General features: G+C 70.0%; 19 protein-coding genes and 3 pseudogenes. 5 read left to right on the plus strand and 17 right to left on the minus strand.

From position 1 onward, the window contains the following. Positions 1 to 57: 57 nt before the first annotated feature. The 6 genes from AAW13_RS41475 to AAW13_RS41500 all read right to left on the minus strand — a co-directional run bounded on the left by AAW13_RS41475 (position 58) and on the right by AAW13_RS41500 (position 4,728). Positions 58 to 321, minus strand: a complete 264-nt coding sequence (locus AAW13_RS41475; RefSeq protein WP_052768763.1) for a hypothetical protein — start codon at positions 319 to 321, stop codon at positions 58 to 60. A gap of 296 nt (positions 322 to 617) precedes the next feature. Beyond that, positions 618 to 1,634, minus strand: coding sequence for a zinc-dependent alcohol dehydrogenase family protein (locus AAW13_RS41480; protein WP_107483534.1), 1,017 nt, complete (start codon positions 1,632 to 1,634; stop codon positions 618 to 620). A 45-nt stretch (positions 1,635 to 1,679) separates the two neighbouring features. Then, positions 1,680 to 2,078, minus strand: a complete 399-nt coding sequence (locus AAW13_RS41485) for a (R)-mandelonitrile lyase (RefSeq protein ID WP_046734365.1) — start codon at positions 2,076 to 2,078, stop codon at positions 1,680 to 1,682. Positions 2,079 to 2,150: 72 nt separating this feature from the next. Next, the gene (locus AAW13_RS41490; protein WP_046734366.1) at positions 2,151 to 2,471 is read right to left on the minus strand and encodes a carboxymuconolactone decarboxylase family protein; all 321 of its coding nucleotides are present in this window, start codon (positions 2,469 to 2,471) and stop codon (positions 2,151 to 2,153) included. 50 nt (positions 2,472 to 2,521) lie between these two features. After that, positions 2,522 to 3,283 carry a glucose 1-dehydrogenase gene (locus tag AAW13_RS41495; RefSeq protein ID WP_046734367.1) on the minus strand — a complete coding sequence of 254 codons (762 nt, stop codon included), beginning with the start codon at positions 3,281 to 3,283 and terminating at the stop codon, positions 2,522 to 2,524. 53 nt (positions 3,284 to 3,336) lie between these two features. Beyond that, positions 3,337 to 4,728, minus strand: coding sequence for an MFS transporter (locus AAW13_RS41500; protein ID WP_240528922.1), 1,392 nt, complete (start codon positions 4,726 to 4,728; stop codon positions 3,337 to 3,339). Positions 4,729 to 4,885: 157 nt separating this feature from the next. Between AAW13_RS41500 and AAW13_RS41505 the strand changes: the two genes are divergently transcribed. Beyond that, positions 4,886 to 5,767, plus strand: a complete 882-nt coding sequence (locus AAW13_RS41505) for a helix-turn-helix transcriptional regulator (RefSeq protein WP_046734401.1) — start codon at positions 4,886 to 4,888, stop codon at positions 5,765 to 5,767. A 400-nt stretch (positions 5,768 to 6,167) separates the two neighbouring features. On the opposite strand, the gene AAW13_RS41510 is transcribed toward AAW13_RS41505, so the two are convergent. Continuing rightward, positions 6,168 to 6,848, minus strand: a complete 681-nt coding sequence (locus AAW13_RS41510) for an SDR family NAD(P)-dependent oxidoreductase (protein ID WP_046734368.1) — start codon at positions 6,846 to 6,848, stop codon at positions 6,168 to 6,170. Between the two features lie 38 nt (positions 6,849 to 6,886). Next, positions 6,887 to 7,825, minus strand: a complete 939-nt coding sequence (locus tag AAW13_RS41515) for an NADP-dependent oxidoreductase (RefSeq protein WP_046734369.1) — start codon at positions 7,823 to 7,825, stop codon at positions 6,887 to 6,889. Positions 7,826 to 7,925: 100 nt separating this feature from the next. Between AAW13_RS41515 and AAW13_RS41520 the strand changes: the two genes are divergently transcribed. From AAW13_RS41520 to AAW13_RS41530, 3 genes and pseudogenes are all read left to right on the plus strand, one after another. Continuing rightward, complete coding sequence (locus AAW13_RS41520; RefSeq protein WP_046734370.1) at positions 7,926 to 8,618, plus strand: TetR/AcrR family transcriptional regulator; 693 nt, start codon at positions 7,926 to 7,928, stop codon at positions 8,616 to 8,618. A gap of 349 nt (positions 8,619 to 8,967) precedes the next feature. Further along, positions 8,968 to 9,225: pseudogene (locus AAW13_RS45345) on the plus strand (ISKra4 family transposase); the annotation flags it as partial. 112 nt (positions 9,226 to 9,337) lie between these two features. Then, positions 9,338 to 9,871 (plus strand): CbrC family protein, encoded by a 534-nt coding sequence (locus AAW13_RS41530; protein ID WP_046734371.1) that lies wholly within the window; start codon positions 9,338 to 9,340, stop codon positions 9,869 to 9,871. Positions 9,872 to 9,987: 116 nt separating this feature from the next. Here AAW13_RS41530 and AAW13_RS41535 read toward each other — a convergent pair whose 3' ends face one another. Both AAW13_RS41535 and AAW13_RS41540 read right to left on the minus strand, forming a co-directional pair. Further along, on the minus strand, positions 9,988 to 11,271 hold the full coding sequence (locus tag AAW13_RS41535; protein ID WP_046734372.1) for an MFS transporter: 1,284 nt from the start codon (positions 11,269 to 11,271) through the stop codon (positions 9,988 to 9,990). Continuing rightward, positions 11,268 to 11,861 (minus strand): ArsR/SmtB family transcription factor, encoded by a 594-nt coding sequence (locus tag AAW13_RS41540; RefSeq protein WP_046734373.1) that lies wholly within the window; start codon positions 11,859 to 11,861, stop codon positions 11,268 to 11,270. Before AAW13_RS41540 ends, AAW13_RS41535 begins: the two co-directional genes overlap by 4 nt. Positions 11,862 to 12,059: 198 nt before the next feature. On the opposite strand from AAW13_RS41540, the gene AAW13_RS47930 reads away from it, so the two are divergent. Further along, complete coding sequence (locus AAW13_RS47930; protein ID WP_420855527.1) at positions 12,060 to 12,233, plus strand: transposase; 174 nt, start codon at positions 12,060 to 12,062, stop codon at positions 12,231 to 12,233. 224 nt (positions 12,234 to 12,457) lie between these two features. On the opposite strand, the gene AAW13_RS47295 is transcribed toward AAW13_RS47930, so the two are convergent. The 7 genes and pseudogenes from AAW13_RS47295 to eboE all read right to left on the minus strand — a co-directional run bounded on the left by AAW13_RS47295 (position 12,458) and on the right by eboE (position 21,385). Further along, positions 12,458 to 12,985, minus strand: coding sequence for a transposase (locus AAW13_RS47295; RefSeq protein WP_240528923.1), 528 nt, complete (start codon positions 12,983 to 12,985; stop codon positions 12,458 to 12,460). 386 nt (positions 12,986 to 13,371) lie between these two features. Continuing rightward, positions 13,372 to 14,037, minus strand: a pseudogene (locus AAW13_RS47300) (transposase family protein); the annotation flags it as partial. Between the two features lie 122 nt (positions 14,038 to 14,159). Continuing rightward, positions 14,160 to 14,546 (minus strand): annotated as a pseudogene (locus tag AAW13_RS41565) (transposase); the annotation flags it as partial. Positions 14,547 to 15,293: 747 nt separating this feature from the next. After that, positions 15,294 to 17,414 (minus strand): PQQ-dependent sugar dehydrogenase, encoded by a 2,121-nt coding sequence (locus AAW13_RS41575; protein WP_046734375.1) that lies wholly within the window; start codon positions 17,412 to 17,414, stop codon positions 15,294 to 15,296. A 205-nt stretch (positions 17,415 to 17,619) separates the two neighbouring features. Then, the gene (locus AAW13_RS41580; protein ID WP_046734376.1) at positions 17,620 to 18,783 is read right to left on the minus strand and encodes a sugar phosphate isomerase/epimerase family protein; all 1,164 of its coding nucleotides are present in this window, start codon (positions 18,781 to 18,783) and stop codon (positions 17,620 to 17,622) included. Positions 18,784 to 18,836: 53 nt separating this feature from the next. Beyond that, positions 18,837 to 20,219, minus strand: coding sequence for an alkaline phosphatase family protein (locus tag AAW13_RS41585; RefSeq protein WP_046734377.1), 1,383 nt, complete (start codon positions 20,217 to 20,219; stop codon positions 18,837 to 18,839). After that, on the minus strand, positions 20,216 to 21,385 hold the full coding sequence (gene eboE / locus AAW13_RS41590) for a metabolite traffic protein EboE (protein ID WP_046734378.1): 1,170 nt from the start codon (positions 21,383 to 21,385) through the stop codon (positions 20,216 to 20,218). Before eboE ends, AAW13_RS41585 begins: the two co-directional genes overlap by 4 nt.

A 21,385-nucleotide genomic window follows, 5' to 3' on the forward strand; every position in this document is an offset into this window, starting at 1 on the left:
GGACGAGTAGGCCCTGTCCGCCAGGACCATGTCCGGCCTGGTGCGCCCTTTGGATGTTCACCGGGCCGACGCTGTGGTGTCCGAATCCTTGGTCAGGATGTGATCGAAGGAAATCACCGTGAACTCGTTGTAGTTGTCCGGGGAGAAGCGGATTTCCTCCTCCCAGTCATGGAGCATGACCGTGCGCTTGCCGGTGATCTCCCATGTTCCGTGGTAGATGTTTTGGGTGCCGTGCTGGTCCTCGTGCCACTCGTGGTCGCGGCTGAAGCGGATCTGTTGATGCAGGTCGGTGTCGCGGTGGTTGTTCCACACGCCGATCACGTCTGCCTCCGTGATGGGCCTGTCGATGCCCGGGGCACTGGATGTGCCGCTGGGTGTGGAAGCTGTCTGCCGCTGAGCAGACGTCCTGCGGGAGCCGTCGTCCGCCCGGGCGTCCGAGTCGCAGGACGCCAGAGTGAGCATTAGGGGACCCGCCGCCAGCAGAGCGGCGGCCCGCGGTGCGACTCGCCTCGTTTTCATCGTCCTTCACTTTCTTCTCTCATGAACTGCTTCGGTGGCCGCATCGTCGCCACGGCGACCTCGCGTGGTGGTCGGCGGCCCGCGTCGTGCCGGGGCGATCAGGGACGCAGGAAGGTCTTGATGGCGCGGCGTTCGTCCATGGCCTGGTAACCCTCGGCAGCCTGGTCGAGGGGCAGGGTGAGGTCGAAGACGCGGCCGGGGTTGATCTGTCCGGTCATGACGCGGTCGATGAGGTCGGGCAGGAAGCGGCGTACGGGGGCGGGTCCGCCCTGGACGGCGACGTGGGAGTAGAACAGGGAGGCGCCGTCGATCTGGACGCCGTGCGGGACACCGGCGATGCCGACGCCGCCGCCGGGGCGGGTGGCGCCCAGGGCCTGCTGGGTGGACTGCTCGGTGCCAACGCATTCCAGGACGCGGTCGGCGCCGATGCCGCCGGTCATGTCCTTGATGCGGGCCACGCCTTCGTCGCCGCGTTCGGTGACGATGTCGGTGGCGCCGAAGGCGCGGGCCAACTGCTGGCGGCTGTCGTGGCGGGACATGGCGATGATGCGCTCCGCGCCGAGCTCGCGGGCGGCCAGGACGGCGGAGAGGCCGACGGCTCCGTCGCCGACGACGGCGACGGTGTCGCCGCGCTGCACGCCGGCGGCGATGGCGGCCCACCAGCCGGTGCCCATGACGTCGGAGCAGGCCAGCAGGTCGGGCACCTGGGCGTCGGTGGGCAGGTCGGAGGTGGGGACGAGGGTTCCGTTCGCATGCGGGATGCGGATGTACTGGGCCTGGCAGCCGCCGACGAACTCACGGTGAAGGCAGTTGCTGGGGTAGCCGTTGCGGCAGTTGGGACAGGTGCCGTCGCTGGCGAAGAAGGAGCCGACGACGAACTGACCGGGCCGTACGTTGGTGACTTCGTCGCCGACTTCCTCGACGATGCCGGCGTATTCGTGGCCGATGGGGGCGGGGTCCTTGACTGGGTTGATGCCGCGGTAGTCCCACAGGTCGGAGCCGCACACGCAGGTGGCGAGAGCGCGGATCACGGCGTCGGTGGGCTTGAGGATCTTGGGGGTGTCGCGGTCTTCGACGCGGACGTCGCCGGGGCCGTAGAGGATGGCTGCACGCATGTCGGGTACTCCTTGCTGATCTTCAGGGTGGTTCGGAGAGGAGATTCAGAGGTCGCGGGTGCGCGGGGCGGCGTACTCGGTGTCGGTGACGTGGTCGAGCCAGGTGACGTCGTCGCCTTCCCACAGTGCGATGTGGGTCATGAAATGGTCGGGGGCGGCGCCGTGCCAGTGCTCCTCGCCCGGCGGCGTCCAGATGACCTGGCCCGGGTGGGCTTCGAGGATCTTCCCGCCGCGGAACTGGATCAGGGCGATGCCCTGGACGATGTACAGCGTTTGGCCGATGCCGTGGGAGTGCCAGGCGGTGCGGGCGCCGGGTGCGAAGTGCACCGCGTTCGCCCGCGTCGTCGACGGCTGCTCGCCGCGGTAGATGACATCGGCCCAGGCATCGCCGGTGAAGTTGGCCTCCGGCAGCTTGCGGGAGGCGGGCCGCTCGATCAGCTCCATGAGTTCGCTCCTTACATGAGGGCGCCACGCGGGGCGGGCGGCGCGACGGGTTGGGGTGCGCCAGCCGGCGGGTCAGTTGTGGAAGAGGTCCTTGGCCACGGCCATGGCGGACATGGCGCGGGGCCAGCCGGTATAGAAGGCGAGGTGGGTGAGGGCCTCGACCAGCTCGGCTTCGGTTGCGCCGTTGTCCTTGGCGCGGCCCAGGTGGTGGCGCAGCTGGTCGGTGCTGTCGCTGGTGACCAGGCACGCCACGGTGATGAGGGACCGGTCGCGGGGTGTGAGGCCGGGGCGTTGCCACACCTCGCCGAACAGGACGTCGTCGGTGAAGTGCACCAGCTGGGGGGCGAAACCGCCGAACATCCGGGCCGCACCCGAGGGCTGCTTCTCGGACATGGTGTGCTCCCTTTCGGTCGGGCTGGGTGAAACGGGCGCAGAGGTGGGGGTTACTGGATGGTGTAGCCGCCGTCGACGGCCAGGGCGTGGCCGATGACGAAGCTGGCCTTGTCGCTGGCCAGCCACAGCACGGCCTCGGCGATCTCTTCGGGGCGGCCCAGGCGGGCGATGGGCTGCTGGGCGAGCAGGGCGTCCATCGCCTCGGCGTCGGTGGTGGTCATCCGCTCGACCATGGGGGTGGCGATGATGCCGGGGCATACGGCGTTGATGCGGATGCCGCGGGCGGCGTACTCCAGGGCGGCGCTCTTGGTCAGGCCGAGGACGCCGTGTTTGGAGGCGTGGTAGGCGCCCAGGCCCGCGATGCCGATCAGCCCGCCGATGGAGGCGCAGTTGACGATCGCGCCGCTGCCCTGGGTGCGCATCTGCTGCAGCTCGTACTTCATGCAGTTCCACACGCCGCGCAGGTTGATGGCCTGGACGCGGTCGAACTCGGCGCCGTCGGCGTCGGCGGTCTCCACGTTCGGGGTCTGCACGCCGGCGTTGTTGTACGCGAAGTCCAGGCGCCCGAAGGCGGCGACGGTCTGCTGCACGAGGTCGGCCACCTGGGCTTCGACGGCGACGTCGCAGACAACCGGCAGTGCCCGGTGGCCTTCGGCGATCAGATCGTCGGCGGCTTGGCGGACCGTCTTTTCGTCGATGTCGGCCAGGACCACGGCCGCTCCTTCGGCGGCGAAGGCGCGGGCGGTGGCCAGGCCCATTCCGGCGCCGGCGCCGGTCACCAGCGCCACCTTGTCCGTGAACGTGTTACTCATTGCGCTGTTCCTTTGCTCTGGTGTCGGTCGGGGGTGTGTCGGTTCGGCGGCGGTCAGACAGCTCGGCTGCGGCCCAGGCGTGGGGCGGCGAGTGCCGCCAGCAGGGCGATGACGGCTGCGAGGGTGAGGCTGATGCGCAGGCCGTGCTGGAAGCCGGCCGGGGTGGAGATCAGTGCGCCGAAGACAGCCACGGCCAGGGCGCCGCCGAGCTGGCGGCTGGTGTTGAATACGCCGCTGGCGGTGCCGGTCTGCTCGGCGGGCACGTGCTCCAGGAGCAGGGCGGTGGTCGGGGGCATCACCAGCGGGCCTGCCATGCCGACGGGTATCAGCAGCAGCGCGCTCGCCCATACCGGCAGCGAGGCGGGCACCAGTGCGAGGGTGATCGATCCGGCCGCGATCAGGACCAGTCCGGCGATGACCGGCACGCGGGACCCGGTGCGCTCGGCGATCCGTGCGGACAGGGGGGTCAGGCAGGCGCTGAGCAGCATCATCGGCAGGAACGTGAGTCCGGCGCCCAGCGCCGAGAGACCGTGCTGCTGCTGGAAGTACAGGGAGAACAGGAACGGCAGCCCGTAGAAGCCGACCATGAACGCGAAGCCGATGCCGGTGGCGACGACCATGGTCGGGGACCGGAACAGAGCCAGGGGCACCATCGGATGGGCCACCTTGGCCTGCGCCGTGAAGAACGCGGCCAACGCGACGAGGGCGACGGCGAGCGAGACGAGGACCTGCGGCGCGGTGAACCCGGCGTCTCCGGCTTCGATCGCTGCGAAGGTGAGACCGCCCATCGCGAGGATCGCGGTGATCTGGCCGATCCAGTCGAAGGGGGCGGGCCGGGTCGGCGAGGGCTGGGTACGGCGCAGCAGCACCAGGGTGATCAGGCCGACCGGCAGGTTGACGAGGAAGATCATCCGCCAGGAGGCCAGGCTCAGCAGGCCGCCGAGCACCGGGCCCGCGGCAGCGGCCACGGCGCCGCCCATCGCCCACACGGCCACCGCGCGCGCCCGGCGGGCCGGGTCGGGGAACGCCTGGCGCACCAGGGCCATGGAGGTCGGCATGGTGACGGCCGCGCCGATGCCCTGGATGACACGGGCGGCGATGAGGGCCGGCTCAGTGGGGGCGAGCCCGCAGGCCAGCGACGCGATGATGAACAGGCTCAGGCCGCCGGCGAACGCGCGGCGGGCCCCGATCCGGTCCGAGAGGGCCCCGGCGGACAGCAGCAGCGCGGCGAACATCAGGGTGTAGGCGTCGACGACCCATTCCAGGCCGGTGATCCCGCCGCCCAGCGCGTCACGGATCGAGGGCAGGGCGACGTTCACGATCGTCGCGTCCAGGGTGATCACGAAGAAGCCGAGGACGGCGGCGGCCAGGGTCGCGGTGGCGTGCCGATTAGTCTCGGGCGCGCCCATCTCCGACGACCGGTGCAGCGAAGCGGTGAGAGGCATGACGGTCTGTGGTCCTTTTCAGGGAGAGGAACGATGCCGGCCATGACGGGCCGGTCACCCACCCACAGAACCACACACCCCATCTGACCTGGGAGTCCTTGTCAGGAGGGGTACTGTCAGGGACCCTCCGGCGGGGGCTGTGTCCTACGCTGAAGGCGTGCCAGCCGACACCGTCCGTGAGGACATCCGCCACTTCCTCACCAGCCGCCGCGCCCGTCTCACCCCGCAGCAGGCCGGTCTGCCGGACTTCGGCGGGCGGCGCCAGGTCAGTGGCCTGCGGCGCTCGGAGGTCGCGCAGCTCGCCGCGATCAGCGTCGAGTACTACACCCGCCTGGAACGCGGCAACGTCGGCGGCGTCTCCGAGGAGATCCTCGACAGCCTCGCCACCGCCCTCCAGCTCGACGACGTCGAACGCGCCCACCTGGCCGCTCTCGTCCGCGCCGCCAACTCCCCACACCGCACTCTTGACCGCGACGGCGGCACCGCGCACGTCCGCGCCAGCATCCAGCAGATCCTCGACGCGATGACCGGCGCCGCCGCCTTCGTTCGCAACGCCCACCTCGATGTGCTGGCCACCAACCAGCTCGCCCGCGCCCTGTACCAGGACGCGCTCGACACCACCGAGCAGCCGCCCAACCTGGCCCGCTTCGTCTTCTGCGACCGGCGTGCCCGCCGCTTCTACCGCGACTGGGAGCAGATCGCCCATGCCGCCGTCGGCAGCCTGCGCACCGAAGCCGCCCGCACCCCCGGCAACACCGATCTCGCCGACCTCATCGATGAACTCGTCACCCACAGCCCCGAGTTCGCGATGCGCTGGGACGCGCACGATGTCGAGTACTACCGCAGCGGACAGCAGCACTTCCACCACCCGGCCGTCGGCGACCTCGACCTCGACTACGACGCTCTCGAGGTGCCCGCAGATCCCGGGCTGACCATCGTCACCTACACCCTGGCCCCCACCACACCCCACGCCCCCGCATTTCTTCGGCTTCAGACGCAGGCCCCGGCCTCCGACGAGACAGCATCCAGCCCCGCCTGAGGAGCCCGTACCAGCTACGGCCCTCACGAGCCATCCCCGTCTCGTTTCTGTCGGTTCGTGCGGACGGGCAGCGGATGCGCACCGTCCGCACGAAGACGATCATGAAGGGAGGAGGCGCACCCAACGTGCTCCGACTGGAACTCCTCGCGGTGATCGGCAGGGCCGTACTGGTCTGCGGCGCGCTCGCGCACCGGCTGCACATCGGCCGGCCCGTCCTCCAACTCGCCACCGGAGCCGTGCTCGGATCCCTGGCCGCCCTGCGTTCCGTGGAGGACGCGGTGCTGCTCCAGATCCAGGCGCAGCTCGACGCCGAGGAAACCCGCCTGCGCCGCACAGCATCCGCCGGATACCAGCAGACCACCAGGCCGTGGGATACGAAGATGCAGGCGGCGTCGCTGGATCAGCCGGTGAAAACGGCCTCGGCCTGGTCGCGCCGCTCGTGCAACTCCCAGTACATGGGCGCGATCTGCTCCGGGGTGGCTGAGGGGATGCCCTCCGGTCCGCCCTCCCCGATCCACGTGCTGATCGCCACGTGTGCAGCGTAGATGCCACTGCCGGCCAGCTCGTTGTGCAGGTTGATCACCCAGTTGCGCAGCGCGCCGCCGGCCGCGTTGACGTTGCCGAACATGGGCACCGGGTTGATGGAGCCGCCGCCGGTGGTGAACAGCAGCGTCCCCGCCCCGGCCGCACGCATGGCAGGCAGCACCGCGCGGGCGGCGGTCACCGCGCCGTAGAAGGTGTACTCGATCTGCGGCTGCAGGTTGTCGACCGTGACCTCGCTGGGGGCGGCCATCGTGAAGCCGGGCACCGGCGAGTGCGGAGCCGGGGAGTACTCCAGTACGTCGATGGTGCCGAAACGGGCGCGCACCGCATCCAGGGCGGCCGTCAGAGACGGTCGGTCCAACACATCGGCAGGGAACGCCGCAGCCGTGATGCCCTCCTTGCCGAGCAGGGCGACGAGGTCGTCCAGCTTCTCGGGAGTGCGGGCGAGGAGGGCGACCTCGAAGCCGCGGGCGCCGAAGGTGCGGGCGATGGCCAGGCCCATACCGGGGCCGGCGCCGACGATAGCGAGAGTAGGCATGATCAGTCCTCTTTCATGGGGAGTGCGTAGGGGGAGGTTCAGGAGGCGGTGACGGCGAGCTTGCCGAGAGCGCCGGCGCCGAACGCCGCGAAGGCGTCCGGCGCCTGCTCCAGGGGGTAGGTCGCGGTGACCGGGACGCGCAGTGCGCCGGAGGCGGCATCGGCGGCCAGGACGGCGAGGGTCCGCGGGTTCGCGTCGGCCATCACCGAGTGCGCGGTGACGTCCCGGCCTTCGACGGCATCGGGGCCGAATCCGAGGGTCGAGGCGATCCGGCCGCCGGCCCGCAACAGGCCCGCGAGCTGGGCGCCGTCACCCGCCAGATGCAGTACCGCGTCCACCCCGCCCGGAGCGAGAGCGCGGACCTGAGCTTCAAGGTCTGCGGCGAAGTCGACCAGGTGGACCTCGACATCCGTCAGCGCGGACACGAAGTCGGCTTCCTTGCCGGGGCGGGCGGTAGCGATCACCTTCGCACCCCGCGCGGCAGCGATCTGCACGGCCAACGCGCCCACACCACCGGTAGCGCCGGAGATCAGCACGCTCTCGCCCGGCTTCAAAGCCACTGCGTCGACGCTGTCCAGCGCCGCCGTCCCGGCCAGCCCCAGCGCACCCGCATCCCTCACCTCCAGGCCCTCGGGTATCGCCGCGACGCCGTACCCCGCGGGCACGGTCACGTACTCGGCCAGCGAACCGGTGCCCAGGAACGGCTTCATCACCACGCCGAAGACCGCGGCACCAACCGCGAAGCCCTCCACGCCCTCACCGAGCGCCTCAATGGTGCCCGCGAAGTCCTTGCCGAGCACCAGCGGGAAACGGTGCTCCATCGACCCTTGCAGATAACCGGCCGCGGTTGCGGCATCGAATCCGTTGACGGACGAGGCGGCCACCTTCACCAGCAGCTCTCCAGCCTCGGGACGTGGCGGATCCACCTCACTCACGGAGGGGGCCGCGGGGACGGAGTCCAGGGTTACGGCACGCATGGCCATCACCTTTCACATAAGTGGAACGGTCTTCCCGTTTCTCTGCCGTCAGCGTAACAACACAAGTGGGCAACCTGTTCCACTTCGCTAGGATGGGGTCATGCCCACACCCGCAGCACCCCCCGACCCCCCCGGTCATCAGCCCAGCACCGGGCTGCGGGCCGACGCCGAGCGCAACCGGGAGAGCATCCTCGCCGCCGCCCGCCGCCTCTACGCCACCGAAGGACTCGGCGTCTCCATGGCCTCCGTCGCCCGCGAGGCCGGCGTCGGCAAGGCCACCTTGTCCCGCCGCTTCGCCACCCGCGAAGCCCTCATCACCGCGGTCTTCAGCGACCGCATGGACGGCTACGCCATGGCCGTCACCGGCGCGCTCGCCGATCCCGACCCCTGGCACGGCTTCACCGGCTACATCCAGGCCGTCTGCGCCATGCAGGCCGCCGACCGCGGCTTCGCCGACGTCCTGACCATGACCTTCCCCGCCGCCAAAGCCCTGGAAGACCGCCGCACCGAGGCGTACGACGGCTTCGTCGAACTCATCGCCCGCGCCAAGGCCACCGGCCACCTTCGCGAGGACTTCACGCCTGAGGACCTCGTCATCCTGCTGATGGCCAACGCCGGCGTCATCGCCGCCACCGGCGACGACGCCCCCGACACCTGGCGCCGCCTCGTCGGCCACATGCTGCGCTCCTACGCCGCACCCGGCACCGCCATCCCGCCGCTGGCGCACGCGCCCACGCCCACCACCCTGTACCGCGCCATGATCCGGCTCGGCCACCCCCGGCCCAGGTCCTGACTCCCGCAGGTGGCCGCGAAGATGACGCCGAGGCTGACCATCACGGCACCGCCCTCTGCGCCGATCATCGACAGGCGGCGGCCCGAACCGGCGAACCGGGCGCAGGCAGACGAGGCTCCCGGTCCCCGGCGACCCCAGTCAAAGTAGCGGCATTGCGCAGGGTGGCGGCGGACCAGCCGGTGGCGTGCGCGAGTCCTGGGCGGCCGACCGCCTGACCGCGATCCTCTCGGGTCACGCCGTTCGCGCCGCCGCCGAGATGACCGCCCAGGCCAAGCGGGAACACCTGTCAGCCGCCCGGCGCGAGGCCGTCGATGCCTGCCACCGCTACCTGACCGGCCACCTCGATGAGCTCCGCTACGACACCGCGCTCAGCAACGGGTGGCCGATCGCCACCGGCGCGGTCGAGGGCACCTGTCGCCACCTGATCGCCGACCGCCTCGATATCACCGGCGCCCGCTGGGGCCTTCACGGAGCCGAAGCCGTCCTGCGACTGCGCGCCATCGTTTCCAACGGCGACCTCGATCCCTATTGACGCTTCCACACCGCACGCGAGCACGAGCGCCTCTACACCACCCCGGACCAGCGGCGACTGGACCTCGCCGCTTGATCACGGGACTACTTGCGGACAGACTGCGACCCATGAGGTTCACAGGCGTGCCCACCGACGCCCAGACCACCCGCGTCGACGCGGTTCCCTCCTTGCACGGGCAGGCTCGCCAGTGAGCGCCAGCCTGCCCTTCTTCCGCTACCACCCCGACCCTGTCGCAAGCGGATCCATCCGCGAGAGCGCCGAGACCTGCGCCTGCTGCGAGCGCAGCACCGGGTGGATCTACACCGCGACCTTCTACACCGCCCAGGACGTCAACGGGCAGTTCTGCCCCTGGTGCATCGCCGACGGCAGCGCCGCTGAACGATTCGAAGGCGAATTCACCGACTCATACGGGCTCGACGGCGTCAGCGCGGAGACCCTGGAGCACGTCACCCGCCGCACCCCCGGCTTCCACGCCTGGCAGGACCCGCACTGGCTCGTCCACTGCAACGACGCGGCCGCCTTCATCGGCGAGGTCGGATACATCGAACTCGCCGCCCACCCCGACGCACTCGACCAGCTTCGAACCGACCTACGGATGGGCGGTTGGCACGACGCATCCCGGCTCGAGAACTTCCTGACCCACCTCGGGCAGGGCGCAAGCGCCATGCTCTTCCGCTGCACCGTCTGCGGCACCCACCTCGCCTACACCGACGCTTCATAGCCACGCCCAGGCCAGACGCGCCTTTCCCTTCAAAGGAACTGCACCCATAGGAGATGGCCGGCCGTATCGGTCACGACCTGCACGTTAAGCAGCCGCGACGTACCCGGCCCGGCAGTTCAGTCGGCAGCATGCCGCGCGCCGTGCGACGCCTGTCGACGCTCCGCTGCTCGTGGCCCCTGATCGCGCGGCGGTCGGCGCAGGGTCCACACGCACAGCAGCCCCGTAACCAGGAGGAGTCCCGCCTGCACGTTGAGGGCGACGACGGTGTCCAGCATCCCGGTCAGCATGCCGGCGGTCAGCATGCCGACCGCCTGCAGCCCGTCGGAGAGCCCCAATATGGAGCCCATGACGCGGCCCCGTACGTGCAGTGGCGAGAACTGCTGGATGAGCGAGAGCCACGCCGCCGCCAGCCACACCGCGGGGATGCCCGCCGCCGTGAACAGCGTCACGAACACCCAGAACCGGGGGGAGACCAGCGACAGGTTCCAGGTCGCCGCGCTGATCACGCCGTAGCAGAGGACCCCGACGGCGAGGAGCCGTGAGACACCAATGCGGCGCATCAGCAGGCCTGTGGTCACGGTTCCGGCGAAACCCCCGAGGGCCTGCACGCCACGCAGCACGCCGGCCTCGGCGTCCCCGCCTCCGATGAGGTCGGTGACGAAAAGCAGGAACAGCACCACGAACAGGCCCTGGGCGACGGAGAGCAGGGCCACACACAGGGCGGTGGCCCGCAGCGCCGGGATCTTCCAGACCGTGCTCAGGCCCTCGCCGATGCCGCGCCAGAAGCCGGTGCCCGCCTCCGTGTCGCGGCTCGCATCCGTCCTCGGGGGGATCCTCCGGGAGAGGGTCGCGGCGCCGAGGAACGCCCCCACGCCGAACGCCACCACGTAGGGCAGCCCGGCCGCGCTCAGCAGCAGCCCGCCTACCGGGCTTCCGATGAGCCTGCCCAAGGAGGAGTTCAGTCCGATCGAGGCGTTGGCGCTGACCAGTTGGTCCTCGGCCACGAGGGTCGCCAGCGTGACGTTCTTAACCGACCTGAACGTCACCGACAGCGTGGCCTCGGAACCCGCCACCAGGTAGACCACCCACAGCTGGCCGGCGTCCTGTACGGCGAGCAGCGGCAGCAGCATCGCCGCCTGGAGCGCGCTCACCAGGACCAGGAAGCTCCGGTGGTCCCAGCGGTCGGTGACGGCGCCGGCGAACAGGGCCGTGACCAGACTCGGCAGCAGGCCGATCATGGCGACCACGGAGGTGATCAGCGGCGAGTCGGTGATCTGCAGTACATACAGGGGCAGGGCCAGCTGCAATACCCACTCGCCGACCTCGGCGAGCAGCCCCGCCGCCCACAGGCGCGCGAAGGCGGCCTCCCGTAACGGATGTTGGGCTCGTCCGTCAGTCACCCGGTCTGCCCCGCGGCATCGAGGCGCGGAAAGAGCCGGAGTCCTACGTACGCCAACTCCGCCTTGTCCGGCGCGTCCTGCCTTATCGTCGCCAGGTACGGACGCAGCAGGTCGTTCATCTTCGAGCCCAGCTCGCCCAACTCTTCCGGTGTCGCCCGGAGCACGAAGCCGTCGAACCGGGCCACTGTGAGCCACTCGGGATCGACCGTGCCCCGGTTGTTCAGAAACCGCTTGGTCAGCCGTCCCTCCTCGGTCATGCTCGCCGCCATCACCTGGTCCTGGGCCTGGCTGAGTACGGGCTCCGTGCTCAGTTCCCCGAAGTCGAAGCCCACTTGGGTCGCCTGCCATGGGCGTTCGCGCTGGTTGGGTGCTTCGGTCAGCTCCACCAGGCCGAACTCCGCGAGGTGGCGCAAGTGCCAGCTGATGTTGGAAGGGGTCGAGCCGACCTCGGCCGCGCACTCGCTGGCCGTGCGAGGCCCCACCGCCATCAGGTACTGCAGGGTCGCGAGCCGCAGCGGGTGTGCCAGGGCGCGCAGCCGCCGTGGGTCGTCCACGGTGCGGCGCTGGGGCAGATCTGTCGGGTCAGTCACCTGAAAGATTCCTTTCGAAAGCCTCCTTTCAGTTTCCCCACGGTTCCCGCCGCTGTCTAGGCCCCGGAGTTTCGGCGGCCGTCCGGCCGTCCGGCCGCGCGGTTGTGCCGCCGCCTATGGCTGGTCGCGGGCCGGACCCGGCTGCTCAGGCTGCTGACGGCGCCGACGGTGCCGGACCGCGCGCCGCGGGTGCTGGGGGTGGACAAGTTCGCCTTCCGTAAGGGCTGCACCTACAGCACTGTGCTGGTCGACGTCGAGGCCGGCCGGGTGGTGGACGTGCTGCCCGACCGCACCTCGGAGACGTTCGGGACCTGGCTCACCGAACATCCCTGGGGTTCTCCGGCTTCCTCCACCAGGACCTCGACGCAGTGACCGCCGGCCTGACCCTGCCCTGGAGTTCTGGAGCTGCCGAAGGAAACGTGAACCGGGTGAAGACACTCAAGCGAGCCATGTACGGCCGAGCCTCGTTCGAACTCCTCCGGACCCGGATCCCCACCCGGCCATGAGCTTCACGGAACTGCGGGCAGAGCCGGAACGGGGCCCTGGCAAGATTTCCGTGAGGCTGGGGTGTGCCACCGTGCGCCAGTGACGCTCCGTCACAAGTGGTGGCGTCGGAGCAGGGCCATGAGGATGACGCGGTGGCGGAGCAGGGGGACGCCCGCGCGTCCGGCCATCAGCCGCTTCTGAAGCTTCAAATCGGTGATGCGGCCCTCGTTCACACCGGAGTTGAACGGGGTGGTGATGCCCTGCACGACCGCCGCCTGGTCCTCGCGGAGCGCACTGGCCAGGCTGGCCAGTGCGGGAAGACGGGAGGCTGTGAGGTGATCGAGCCAGTCCGACAGCGGGGTCGCATCGCGACTTTCGAGCATGGCGGCGAACTGACGCACCAGACCGTGGGTTCGCTGCAGCTCCGGGCAGTGCTCGAACAGCCGGCGTAGAGCCTCGGCTGCGTGCAAGCTGCGGCGGGACGGCGCGGTGATGATCCACCGGGCGACTTCGCGGGGTGAGGGCGGCCGTTCGCGCGGGGTGTCGATCGGCAGGCCGCGCCGCAGGGGCGCGATGGCCATCTTGACCCGCTGGTAGTGGCCGCGGTAGCCCTTGGCGACGATCTCCTGGTGCAGCACCGTCGCGGTGTGCTCGCCTTCCTCCCACCGCTGCCGAAGGTAGTCCAGATATGGATCAAGGCTGGTGGCTCGGCGGGGCTGACTGCGCCGTACGCAATCCTGCCAGGTGGCGGCCTGCGCGTATTTGCCCTGGTGCGCCGGTTCAGGCCGAGTTCGCGGGCTGCGGCACTGAGCGAGCAACTGGTGTCCATCACCGCGTGCACCGCCTCGAACAACCGCTTCGCGTGGCGGCGAGCTCGCGTGTCGGCCCGATCGGACGGTCCTGCCAGGGTCGTTGGTGGCGGTGCCGGTTCGGGCTCGGGAACTGCGGCGGGCAGGCAGCCGCGGTGGGCGGCGGCGATGTCCCCGATCCGCTTCGACAGCCCCTGCCACAGATGGAAGCGGTCGCTGACCTGCACGGCGTCCGGCGCGCCGTCGGCGATGCCCTGACGGTAGACCAGTGAGCCGTCCCGGCAGGCCACCTCAACACCGGGGTGCGCCCGCAGCCAGGCGGCCAGCTGCTCGGAGTCGCGCCCGGCCCACAGCTCGATCGGCAAGCGGGTCTCGGCGTCCACCAGCAGGGTTCCGTAGACGTCCGCGTATAGGGCGAAGTCGTCCACGCCCAGCACTCTCGGGGTCGCGGCTGGCGGTAGCGGCAAGCGCATCAAGTGGAACAGCACGCTGGTCCGCGACAGCGGCACCTTCAGGATCTGCAGCAGCCGCGCGCCGGCACGTCCGGCAAGGAGCACCCCGGCCATCTCCACCAGGTGCTGCACCAGCGGGCTGCGGCGCTGGTAGCGCACCGTCAGCCCCTCGACCTGCTCGGCAAACGTCCGCCGGCCGCAGCGCGGGTTGTCGCAGAACAACCGCCGCACCGATAGCCCGATCAGCACCGGGCGCCCACCGACGGCGACATCGGCCAGCGTGCGGCCATAGCGACTGTGCACCCGCGCAGAACCACGACCGCAGTCCGGACACGCCACCGTCACCTCGCGGGTGCAGGCGCTGATGCGGACCACTCCGCCCGCCACCCACACTCGTTCCACGCGCACCGCATCAAGGTGCGGAGACATGATCGGTAAGAGGTCATCACACTCGCCGACAGTGCCGCCACTTGTGACGGAGCGTCACCGGCGCACGGTGGCACACCCCAGCCTCACGGAAATCTTGCCAGGGCCACTTCCACACGTACGCGGACACCGAGGGACTCGGCGAGTTTCTCGACCCTGCGGGTGGAGACGCCCAGCAGGTAGGCGGTGGCGACCACCGAGATGAGGGCCTGCTCGGCCCGCCGCCTGCGTTCCAGGAACCAGTGGGGGAAGTAACTGCCCTGGCGCAGCTTGGCCACGGCGAGTTCGACGGTGCCGGCTCTGGTGTCCCACTCGCGCGGGCAGTCCCCGTTGCGGTGGTTGACCCTCTCGTCGCTGACCTGCCCATATTCGGCGCCGCATAGAGCGTCCGCTTCCGCGGACATGAGCGCGTCGGCGAACGACTTCACCATGGTGCGCAGCAGATCGGGACTCGCCGCGGCGAGGTTGTCCCCGTCGAGGGCGTGCAAGGGCAGACTGTCTGGTGCGGTCATCGTGCTGATCTCCTTCAAAGACTTGGTCGTCTTGAAAGATCAGCCGGTGGCCGTTCGTCTATGCGGGCACCATCCTGATGCCGGAGCAAACCCCCGGATCAGGTCGAACCCGTGCACCACTTCCCTGGACGCAACCCGCGGAAGCGCCGGCGGGCCTCGCCCAGGCCATTGCCGTCCTGGCCCGAGCCCAACAGGACGCAGTCTGGAACCGCACCCAGGCTGCCAACAAACTACGTTCCCACCTGCGTGAATACTTCCTCGGCAATCTCGCCGCCGTCCAGCCGATCCTCGGCGGCCTGTGCTCATCCGCCGCCCGCGTGCTGCTGGCAGCGGCGTCCACGTCGGCCCGAGCCGCCCGGCTGACCAAGACCTAGCTGCGGGCCGCACCGAAAAGAGCCGGACGCCAACGCGGGATCAAGGCCGAGGTCACACGCGTACACGCGGTCCTGGACGACGGAACTGCCGACGTCCCGAGGAACGCTCGACCGGGCTCACACCGCACAGCGAATCCTCCGCAGCTCGTTGGAGTGCCGGACGCGATCTCCGCCCCTGGACCCACAGAAGCCCACCTCTGCCCCCCGGCGGGGGGCGCCTCCAGCGACGGCTACGCCTCGTCCGACGGCCCAGGCTTCTGCTGCCCCTTGCCCAGGAGGCGGCCGTAGGCTCCCGCCGGGACGAGCAGTCGCCGGACCGACGACGGGGCGCCCCCTCTTTGGGTTGGCGCCCCGTATCTGTGTCTCGGCCAGGTCAGTCGGCCGGCGTCAGCGCGACCTCGGCACTGCCCGAGAGGGCCGGCAGGCCGGCCGGCGGGGAGTCCGTGTAGGTGGCGTTGAAGACCGCCTTCAGGTTGTCCGCACCGGCATGTCCGCCGTCCACGAACGTTTCGAACGATCCGGAGCAACCGCTGCTCGAAGACAGCGGGTGGCCGTGCGAGTCGTGGCCGAGGATGAACGAGACGGTGACCTTCGAGCAGTCCACCGGCTGGTCGTCGGTGATGGTGACCTGCCAGGTGACCGTGTCACCCCAGTGGAACGCCGTGCCGCCGTGCGGAGCCGGGTCGGTGGTGAGTGAGACGACCGGTGCCTTGTTCCCGACCACGACGGGAACGGATGCGGAGGCTGAACGTCCGGTGCTGTCGGTGACCTTCAGCGTGGCGTCGTAGACGCCGTTCTTGTCGAAGGTGTGCTTCGGGTAGGCCTCCCTGGAGTCCACGGTGCCGTCGGCGTCGAAGTCCCACGCGTAGCGCAGGGCGTCACCATCGGCGTCCTTCGTGCCGGCGCTGGAGAACTGGACCGTGAGCGGGCTGGTGCCGTTGACCGCGTCCGCGGCGGCCTTGGGCTCCGGGGTGCGGTTCCCGCGGGTGAAGTCGATGCGGGAGAGCTGGGCCTCGGGCAGTTCCGCGAAATACCCGGTGCCGTACTCCAGGACGTACAGCGCGCCGTCCGGGCCGAACTCGGCGTCGATCGGGCCGTCCGTCGTGATCGTGGGGATCGCGTCCTCGATCTTCTGGACCTCGTTCTTCTTGCCGAGGGTGATGGCCTTCATCTGGTCGCGGGTCCACTCGTAGAAGAGCGGCTTTCCGTCGAAGTACTGGGGCCAGCGGTTCTGGGCTGTGTTCCGCTTGTCGTAGCGGTACGCCGGACCGCCCATGGGGCCGATGCCGCCCGTGCCGAGCTCGGGGAACGTGTCGGAGGCTCCGTAGCCGTAGACGATCTCCGCGTCCGTGACCGGTGGCAGTTCTCTGCGGCCGGTGTTGTGGCGCGAGTCGTTGACCGGCTTGGCGCAGTCGAACGCGCCGCCCGAGGTCTGGGTCGCGAAGTCGTACTCCTGGTAGGGCTGGTCCCGGGTGACGCAGAACGGCCATCCGTAGTTGGCGGGGCGGTCGATGACCATCCAGCGTCCCTGACCGGCGGGGCCGCGGCCGGGATCGGCCTTGTTGGCGTCGGGCGAGTAGTCGCCGACGTAGACCGCGCCGGTCCTGTCGTCCACGGCGAAGCGGAACGGGTTGCGCAGACCCATGGCGTAGATCTCGGGACGGGTCTTCGGGGTACCCGGCGCGAAGAGGTTGCCGTCCGGGACGGCGTAACCGCCGTGGCGCTTGGCCTTGATGCGCAGGACTTTGCCCCGCAGGTCGTTCGTGTTGCCCGCAGTGCGCCGCGCGTCGTAGGCCGGGTTGCGGTCGGGACGGTCGTCGAGGGGGGCGTAGCCGTCGGAGGCGAACGGATTGGAGTCGTCACCGGTCGACAGGAACAGATTGCCCTTGTGGTCGAAGTCGATCTTGCCGCCGACGTGGCAGCAGATGCCGCGGTCGGCGGGTACGTCGATGACCTTCTGTTCGGTGGCGAAGTCCAGCTCGTTACCCACCAGTTTGAACCGCGACAGCCGTGTGACGCCCTTGTACCGGGCGAAGTCCGCGGCCGTCCCGAACTGCGGTGCGTCCCCCTCGTTGACGCCCGGGGTGGCCGGGTCGTCCATGGGGGTGTCGAGGCGCGGCGAGTAGTAGAGGTAGACCCAGTGGTTCTTGGCGAAGCCCGGGTCGACGGCGATGCCCTGCACGCCCTCCTCGTCGTGCTGGTAGAGCCCGGCGGGGCTCTTCTTCATGTCTGCGGCCAGGAAGTTCACGCCGCTTCGGGGGTCGTGGATCCGGACCTCTCCGGTGCGCGCCGTGTGCAGGACCCGCCGGTCGGGCAGGACGGCCAGGGCCATGGGCTCACCCGGGCGGTCGTTGAGGGTGACCTTCTGGAAGTCCGACGAGGCCGGCGGTGCGGGGTCCGATGGGGTGGCCTGGGCCGGGGAGAGCGGCAGGAGCCCGACGGCTCCGGCCAACGCAGCCGCCCCCACGAGGGTGACGATCCGTCTGTTGCGCACTCAGAACTCCTTCGGTCTGGTGATGGCTGATCAAAAACCGCGGAGAGTAGCTGAGTTGGACGCTAGGGCGCCTACTTTCACCTCGTCAAGGACAAAGTTTTAACTTTTTTGAGGAAAGTTTGTCCAGGTATATCGGGCCTTTTCGGGCACGCCTGGGACCCGCCCGGCGTCGATACGCCGGGCGGGACTCCTGGGTAGTTCTCCCTCAGTTACATGCGCGCAGGGCCGCGAGGTTGTCGTAGCCGATCCGGGCGAACTCCAGGGACTGGCCGGGGACGCTCGTGCTCGGCGCGTTGTCCTGCTCGACCATCGGGTTGTGGTAGTTCTTCGCGCCCACCTGGGTGAAGAACCTGCGGTAGTCGATGTCGCCCGTGCCGAACGGCACCATGTCGTAGCCCAGGCCGCTCTGGGTGTTCACGACGCCGTCCTTGGCGTGGAAGAGCGGGAAGCGGTTGGTGTTGCGGACGACGAGTGCGGCCGGGTCGAAGACGTCCTCCCGCTGCGAGCCGTCATGGGCGGTGTACGTGTGGAACTTGTACTGGGCCACGTGTGCCCAGAAGACGTCCAGTTCCAGGTAGACGTTCTTGCGGTCGGTCGTCTTCAGGAAGTACTCCAGCTTCCGTGTGCCGGAGCTGCGGGTCGGACGGCCCTGGGAGTCGAGCGGGCCGCCGTCGAGCAGGAAGTCGTAGGCGCTGTCGTGGTTGTGGGTGTAGAGCTTGATGCCCTCCCTGCGGGCGATGGCACCCAGGGTGTTCCACTTCTGCGCGGCGGCGTCCCAGTCGGCCCGGTAGGGGGTGTTGGTGGGGTCGGCGCCGGTGCCCATATGCTCCATGCCGAGGATGTTGGCGATCTCCAGCCAGCGCTTGAAGGCGTCCACGTCGGAGGGCGTCAGCGGCCAGGACGGCGGGATGAAGCCGTGGCTGCCCTGCGCCCTCAGCCCGTACTCGTCGAGCCAGGAGCGCAGCAGCTTCGCGCCCTGAACGGTGCCCAGATCGGCGCCGCCGGGCGCGTTGGCGTGCTGGCCGAAGCCGGCGAACTCCACCTGGCGGTAGCCGAAGCGCGACAGCTGCCGGAACACCTCGCGGAAACCGGAGGGCAGGTCGGAGGCGAGCGGGTCGCGGCCGGTCGCGTCACGGACGGTGTAGAGGATGATGCCGCGCTTGTCCGGCGGGACCAGGGTGGCGCGGCCCCGGTCGTGGCCGGCGGCTTCGGATCTGCCCTGCGCCAGGGCAGGGGCGGCGCCGAAGACGGGAGCGGCGATCGCCCCGGCGGTGGCGACCGTGCAGGTGCTGAGGAAACGGCGGCGGCTGACGCCGAGGGTACGGCGCAGGGCGTCGCCGGTGACGGCTTCGTCGTTGAACGCGGTCACAGTGGTTCTCTCTTTCGTCGTCGCGGTGCTGCGGGTGCCTGACGGCCGCCGTCTCAGGAGAGTCCGGCGAGCCTCAGGAGAAGGGACTTCACTTCGGTGGCCGCTACGCGGCCGGACACTGCGCGGGGGGTGGAGACCAGGACGAGCGGACCTTCTTCGTCGCTCGCGGGGCGGCGGCCGTGGCTGCCGCGGATGGGTGAGGGGTCAAGAGGTACGACCGCGAGCCGGTACCGCATGCCGAGCTTCTTGCGGGCCACCGCCTTGGCGGCTCTGAGCCGCACGTAGGGATCACCGGGGTCCATGAACAGCTCGACGGGGTCGTAGCCGGGTTTGCGGTGGATCTCGACGAGCTGGGCGAAGTCGGGGGCGCGGGCGTCGTCGAGCCAGTAGTAGTACGTGAACCAGGCGTCCGGGGCGGCGACCGCCACCAGTTCGCCGGAGCGCGGGTGGTCGAGTCCGTTCGCCTTCTTGCCGTCGTCGTCGAGGATCTCCTCGATGCCGGGAAGGTCCTGGAGCGCCTCCCGGGTGGCTGCCAGGTCCTCGGGCCGGCGGACGTAGACGTGCGCCAGCTGGTGGTCGGCGACGGCGAAGGCGCGGGAGGCCATCGGGTCGAGGTACTCCATGCCGTGCTGGGTGTGGACCTCCAGCAGCCCGGCGCGCCGCAGGGCGCGGTTGATGTCGACGGGGCGGCTGACGGGGGTGATGCCGTACTCGGACAGGGCTACGACCGTGCGGCCCTCGGCGCGGGCGTCGTCGAGCAAGGGGCCGATGACGGCGTCGAGTTCGGTGGCGGCGCGGTGGGAACGGGGGTCGTCGGGGCCGAACCGCTGGAGGTCGTAGTCGAGATGGGGCAGGTAGCACAGGGTCAGGTCGGGCCGCCGGGTGCGCATGACGTGGCGGGTCGCGTCGGCGATCCACCGGCTCGAGACGATGTCCGCGCCCGGCCCCCAGAAGTGGAAGAGCGGGAAGGTGCCGAACTTCTCGGTGAGTTCGTCGTGCAGGGCTGCCGGTCGGGTGTAGCAGTCGGGTTCCTTGCGTCCGTCGGAGTAATAGACGGGACGGGGGGTGACGGTGATGTCGGTGTCGGCGCCCATGGCGTACCACCAGCAGATGTTGGCGACCGTGTAGCCGGGGTGGGCGCGGCGCGCCGCGTCCCAGAGTTTGTCGCCGCCGACCAGTCCGTTGTGCTGGCGCCACAGGAGTACGTCGCCGAGCTCGCGGAAATACCAGCCGTTTCCGACGATGCCGTGCTCGGCGGGAGGCTCGCCGGTGAGGAAGGTCGACTGTGCGGTGCAGGTGACGGCCGGGAGCACGGTGGACAGGTTCGCCCGCGAGCCGGAAGCGGCCAGCGCCTTGAGGCGGGGCATGTGGTCGAGGAGACGCGGGGTGAGGCCGACCACGTCGAGGACCAGGAGCGGAGTCGGGTGGACGCTCATGGCAGCTCCTTCAGGCCGAGGCCGGTGAGCAGGTCGCGGGCGAGGGCCAGTTCGGCCGCGATGCCCTCCACGAGCTGGGTTCTGGTGCGGGGGCGCAGCTTCGGCGGGAGGGCCTGCCAGGTATAGGTCTCGACTTCGAGGTGACGGGTGTGGGGCTCGGTACCGCCCACCAGCAGGGCCAGGGCGTCCTGGAGCACGTGCAGGGTGGAGGTGAGCGGTGCGGCGGGCGGGGCGTGCAGGGGGACGTGGAAGTGGGCGCGCCAGGGTGTGTCGTCGGGCAGGGCGTCGCCCGCCAGTGCCTCGCCGAGGTCGTCGGTGCCGTGCAGACCGGCCGGCGTGCGGGCGCGGGTCTGGTGCAGGAAGCGCGGTTCGGCGAAGGCCGCGAGGGCGTCGCGGACCTCTGGCAGACGGGGATCCTCGGCGTGCAGGGCGGCCGACAGCTGCGCCTTGGGGACGCCGATACCCGCTGCGTCGAGCGCGGTCAGTGCGGTGGCCGGGTCCTCGAAGGAGGTGGCGAGATGGCAGGTGTCGACGCACACGCCGATACGGTCGCCGGGCAGGGCGGTGAGCGGTCCGATCGCGTCCGCGGTCGTCTCCACCGTGCAGCCGGGCTCCGGTTCGAGGGCGACGCGGACCGATTTGCCGGTCAGTTCCTCCAGCGCGTCGAGCCGCTCCGCCAAGGTGGTCAGCGCGGCACCGGCCGTGGCGGCGGCGCGTTCGTCGTAGTCGGTCCGCCAGGCCAGCGGCAGGGTGGAGATGGTCCCCTCGCTGACGTCGTCCGGTAGCAGCTCCGTCAGGAGCCGGGCCAGGCCGGTGGTGTACGCGAGGCGTTCGGTGTCGGCCCAGTCAGGCTTGTAGACGCGGTACTTGACCTCGTCCGCGCCGAATCCCTCGTAGGGGAAACCGTTGAGGGTGACGACTTCGAGGCCGCGCCGGTTCAGCTCGGCCCGGAGCCGCCGCAGCGCCGCCGGGTCGGCGATCAGCGCGCGTGCGGCGTCGCCCGCGAGCCACAGGCCGATGCCGAGGCGGTCGCGTCCCAGGGCTCTGCGGACCGGCTCGCAGTGGTCGCGGAGTTGGGCGAGGACACCGTCGAGGGTCTCGGCGGGGTGGACGTTGGTGCAGTAGGCGAGGTGCACCGTCGAGCCGTCGGCATGGCGGAAACGCAT

The sequence above is a fragment of the Streptomyces humi genome (assembly GCF_001005085.2).
Lineage (GTDB): Bacteria > Actinomycetota > Actinomycetes > Streptomycetales > Streptomycetaceae > Streptomyces > Streptomyces humi.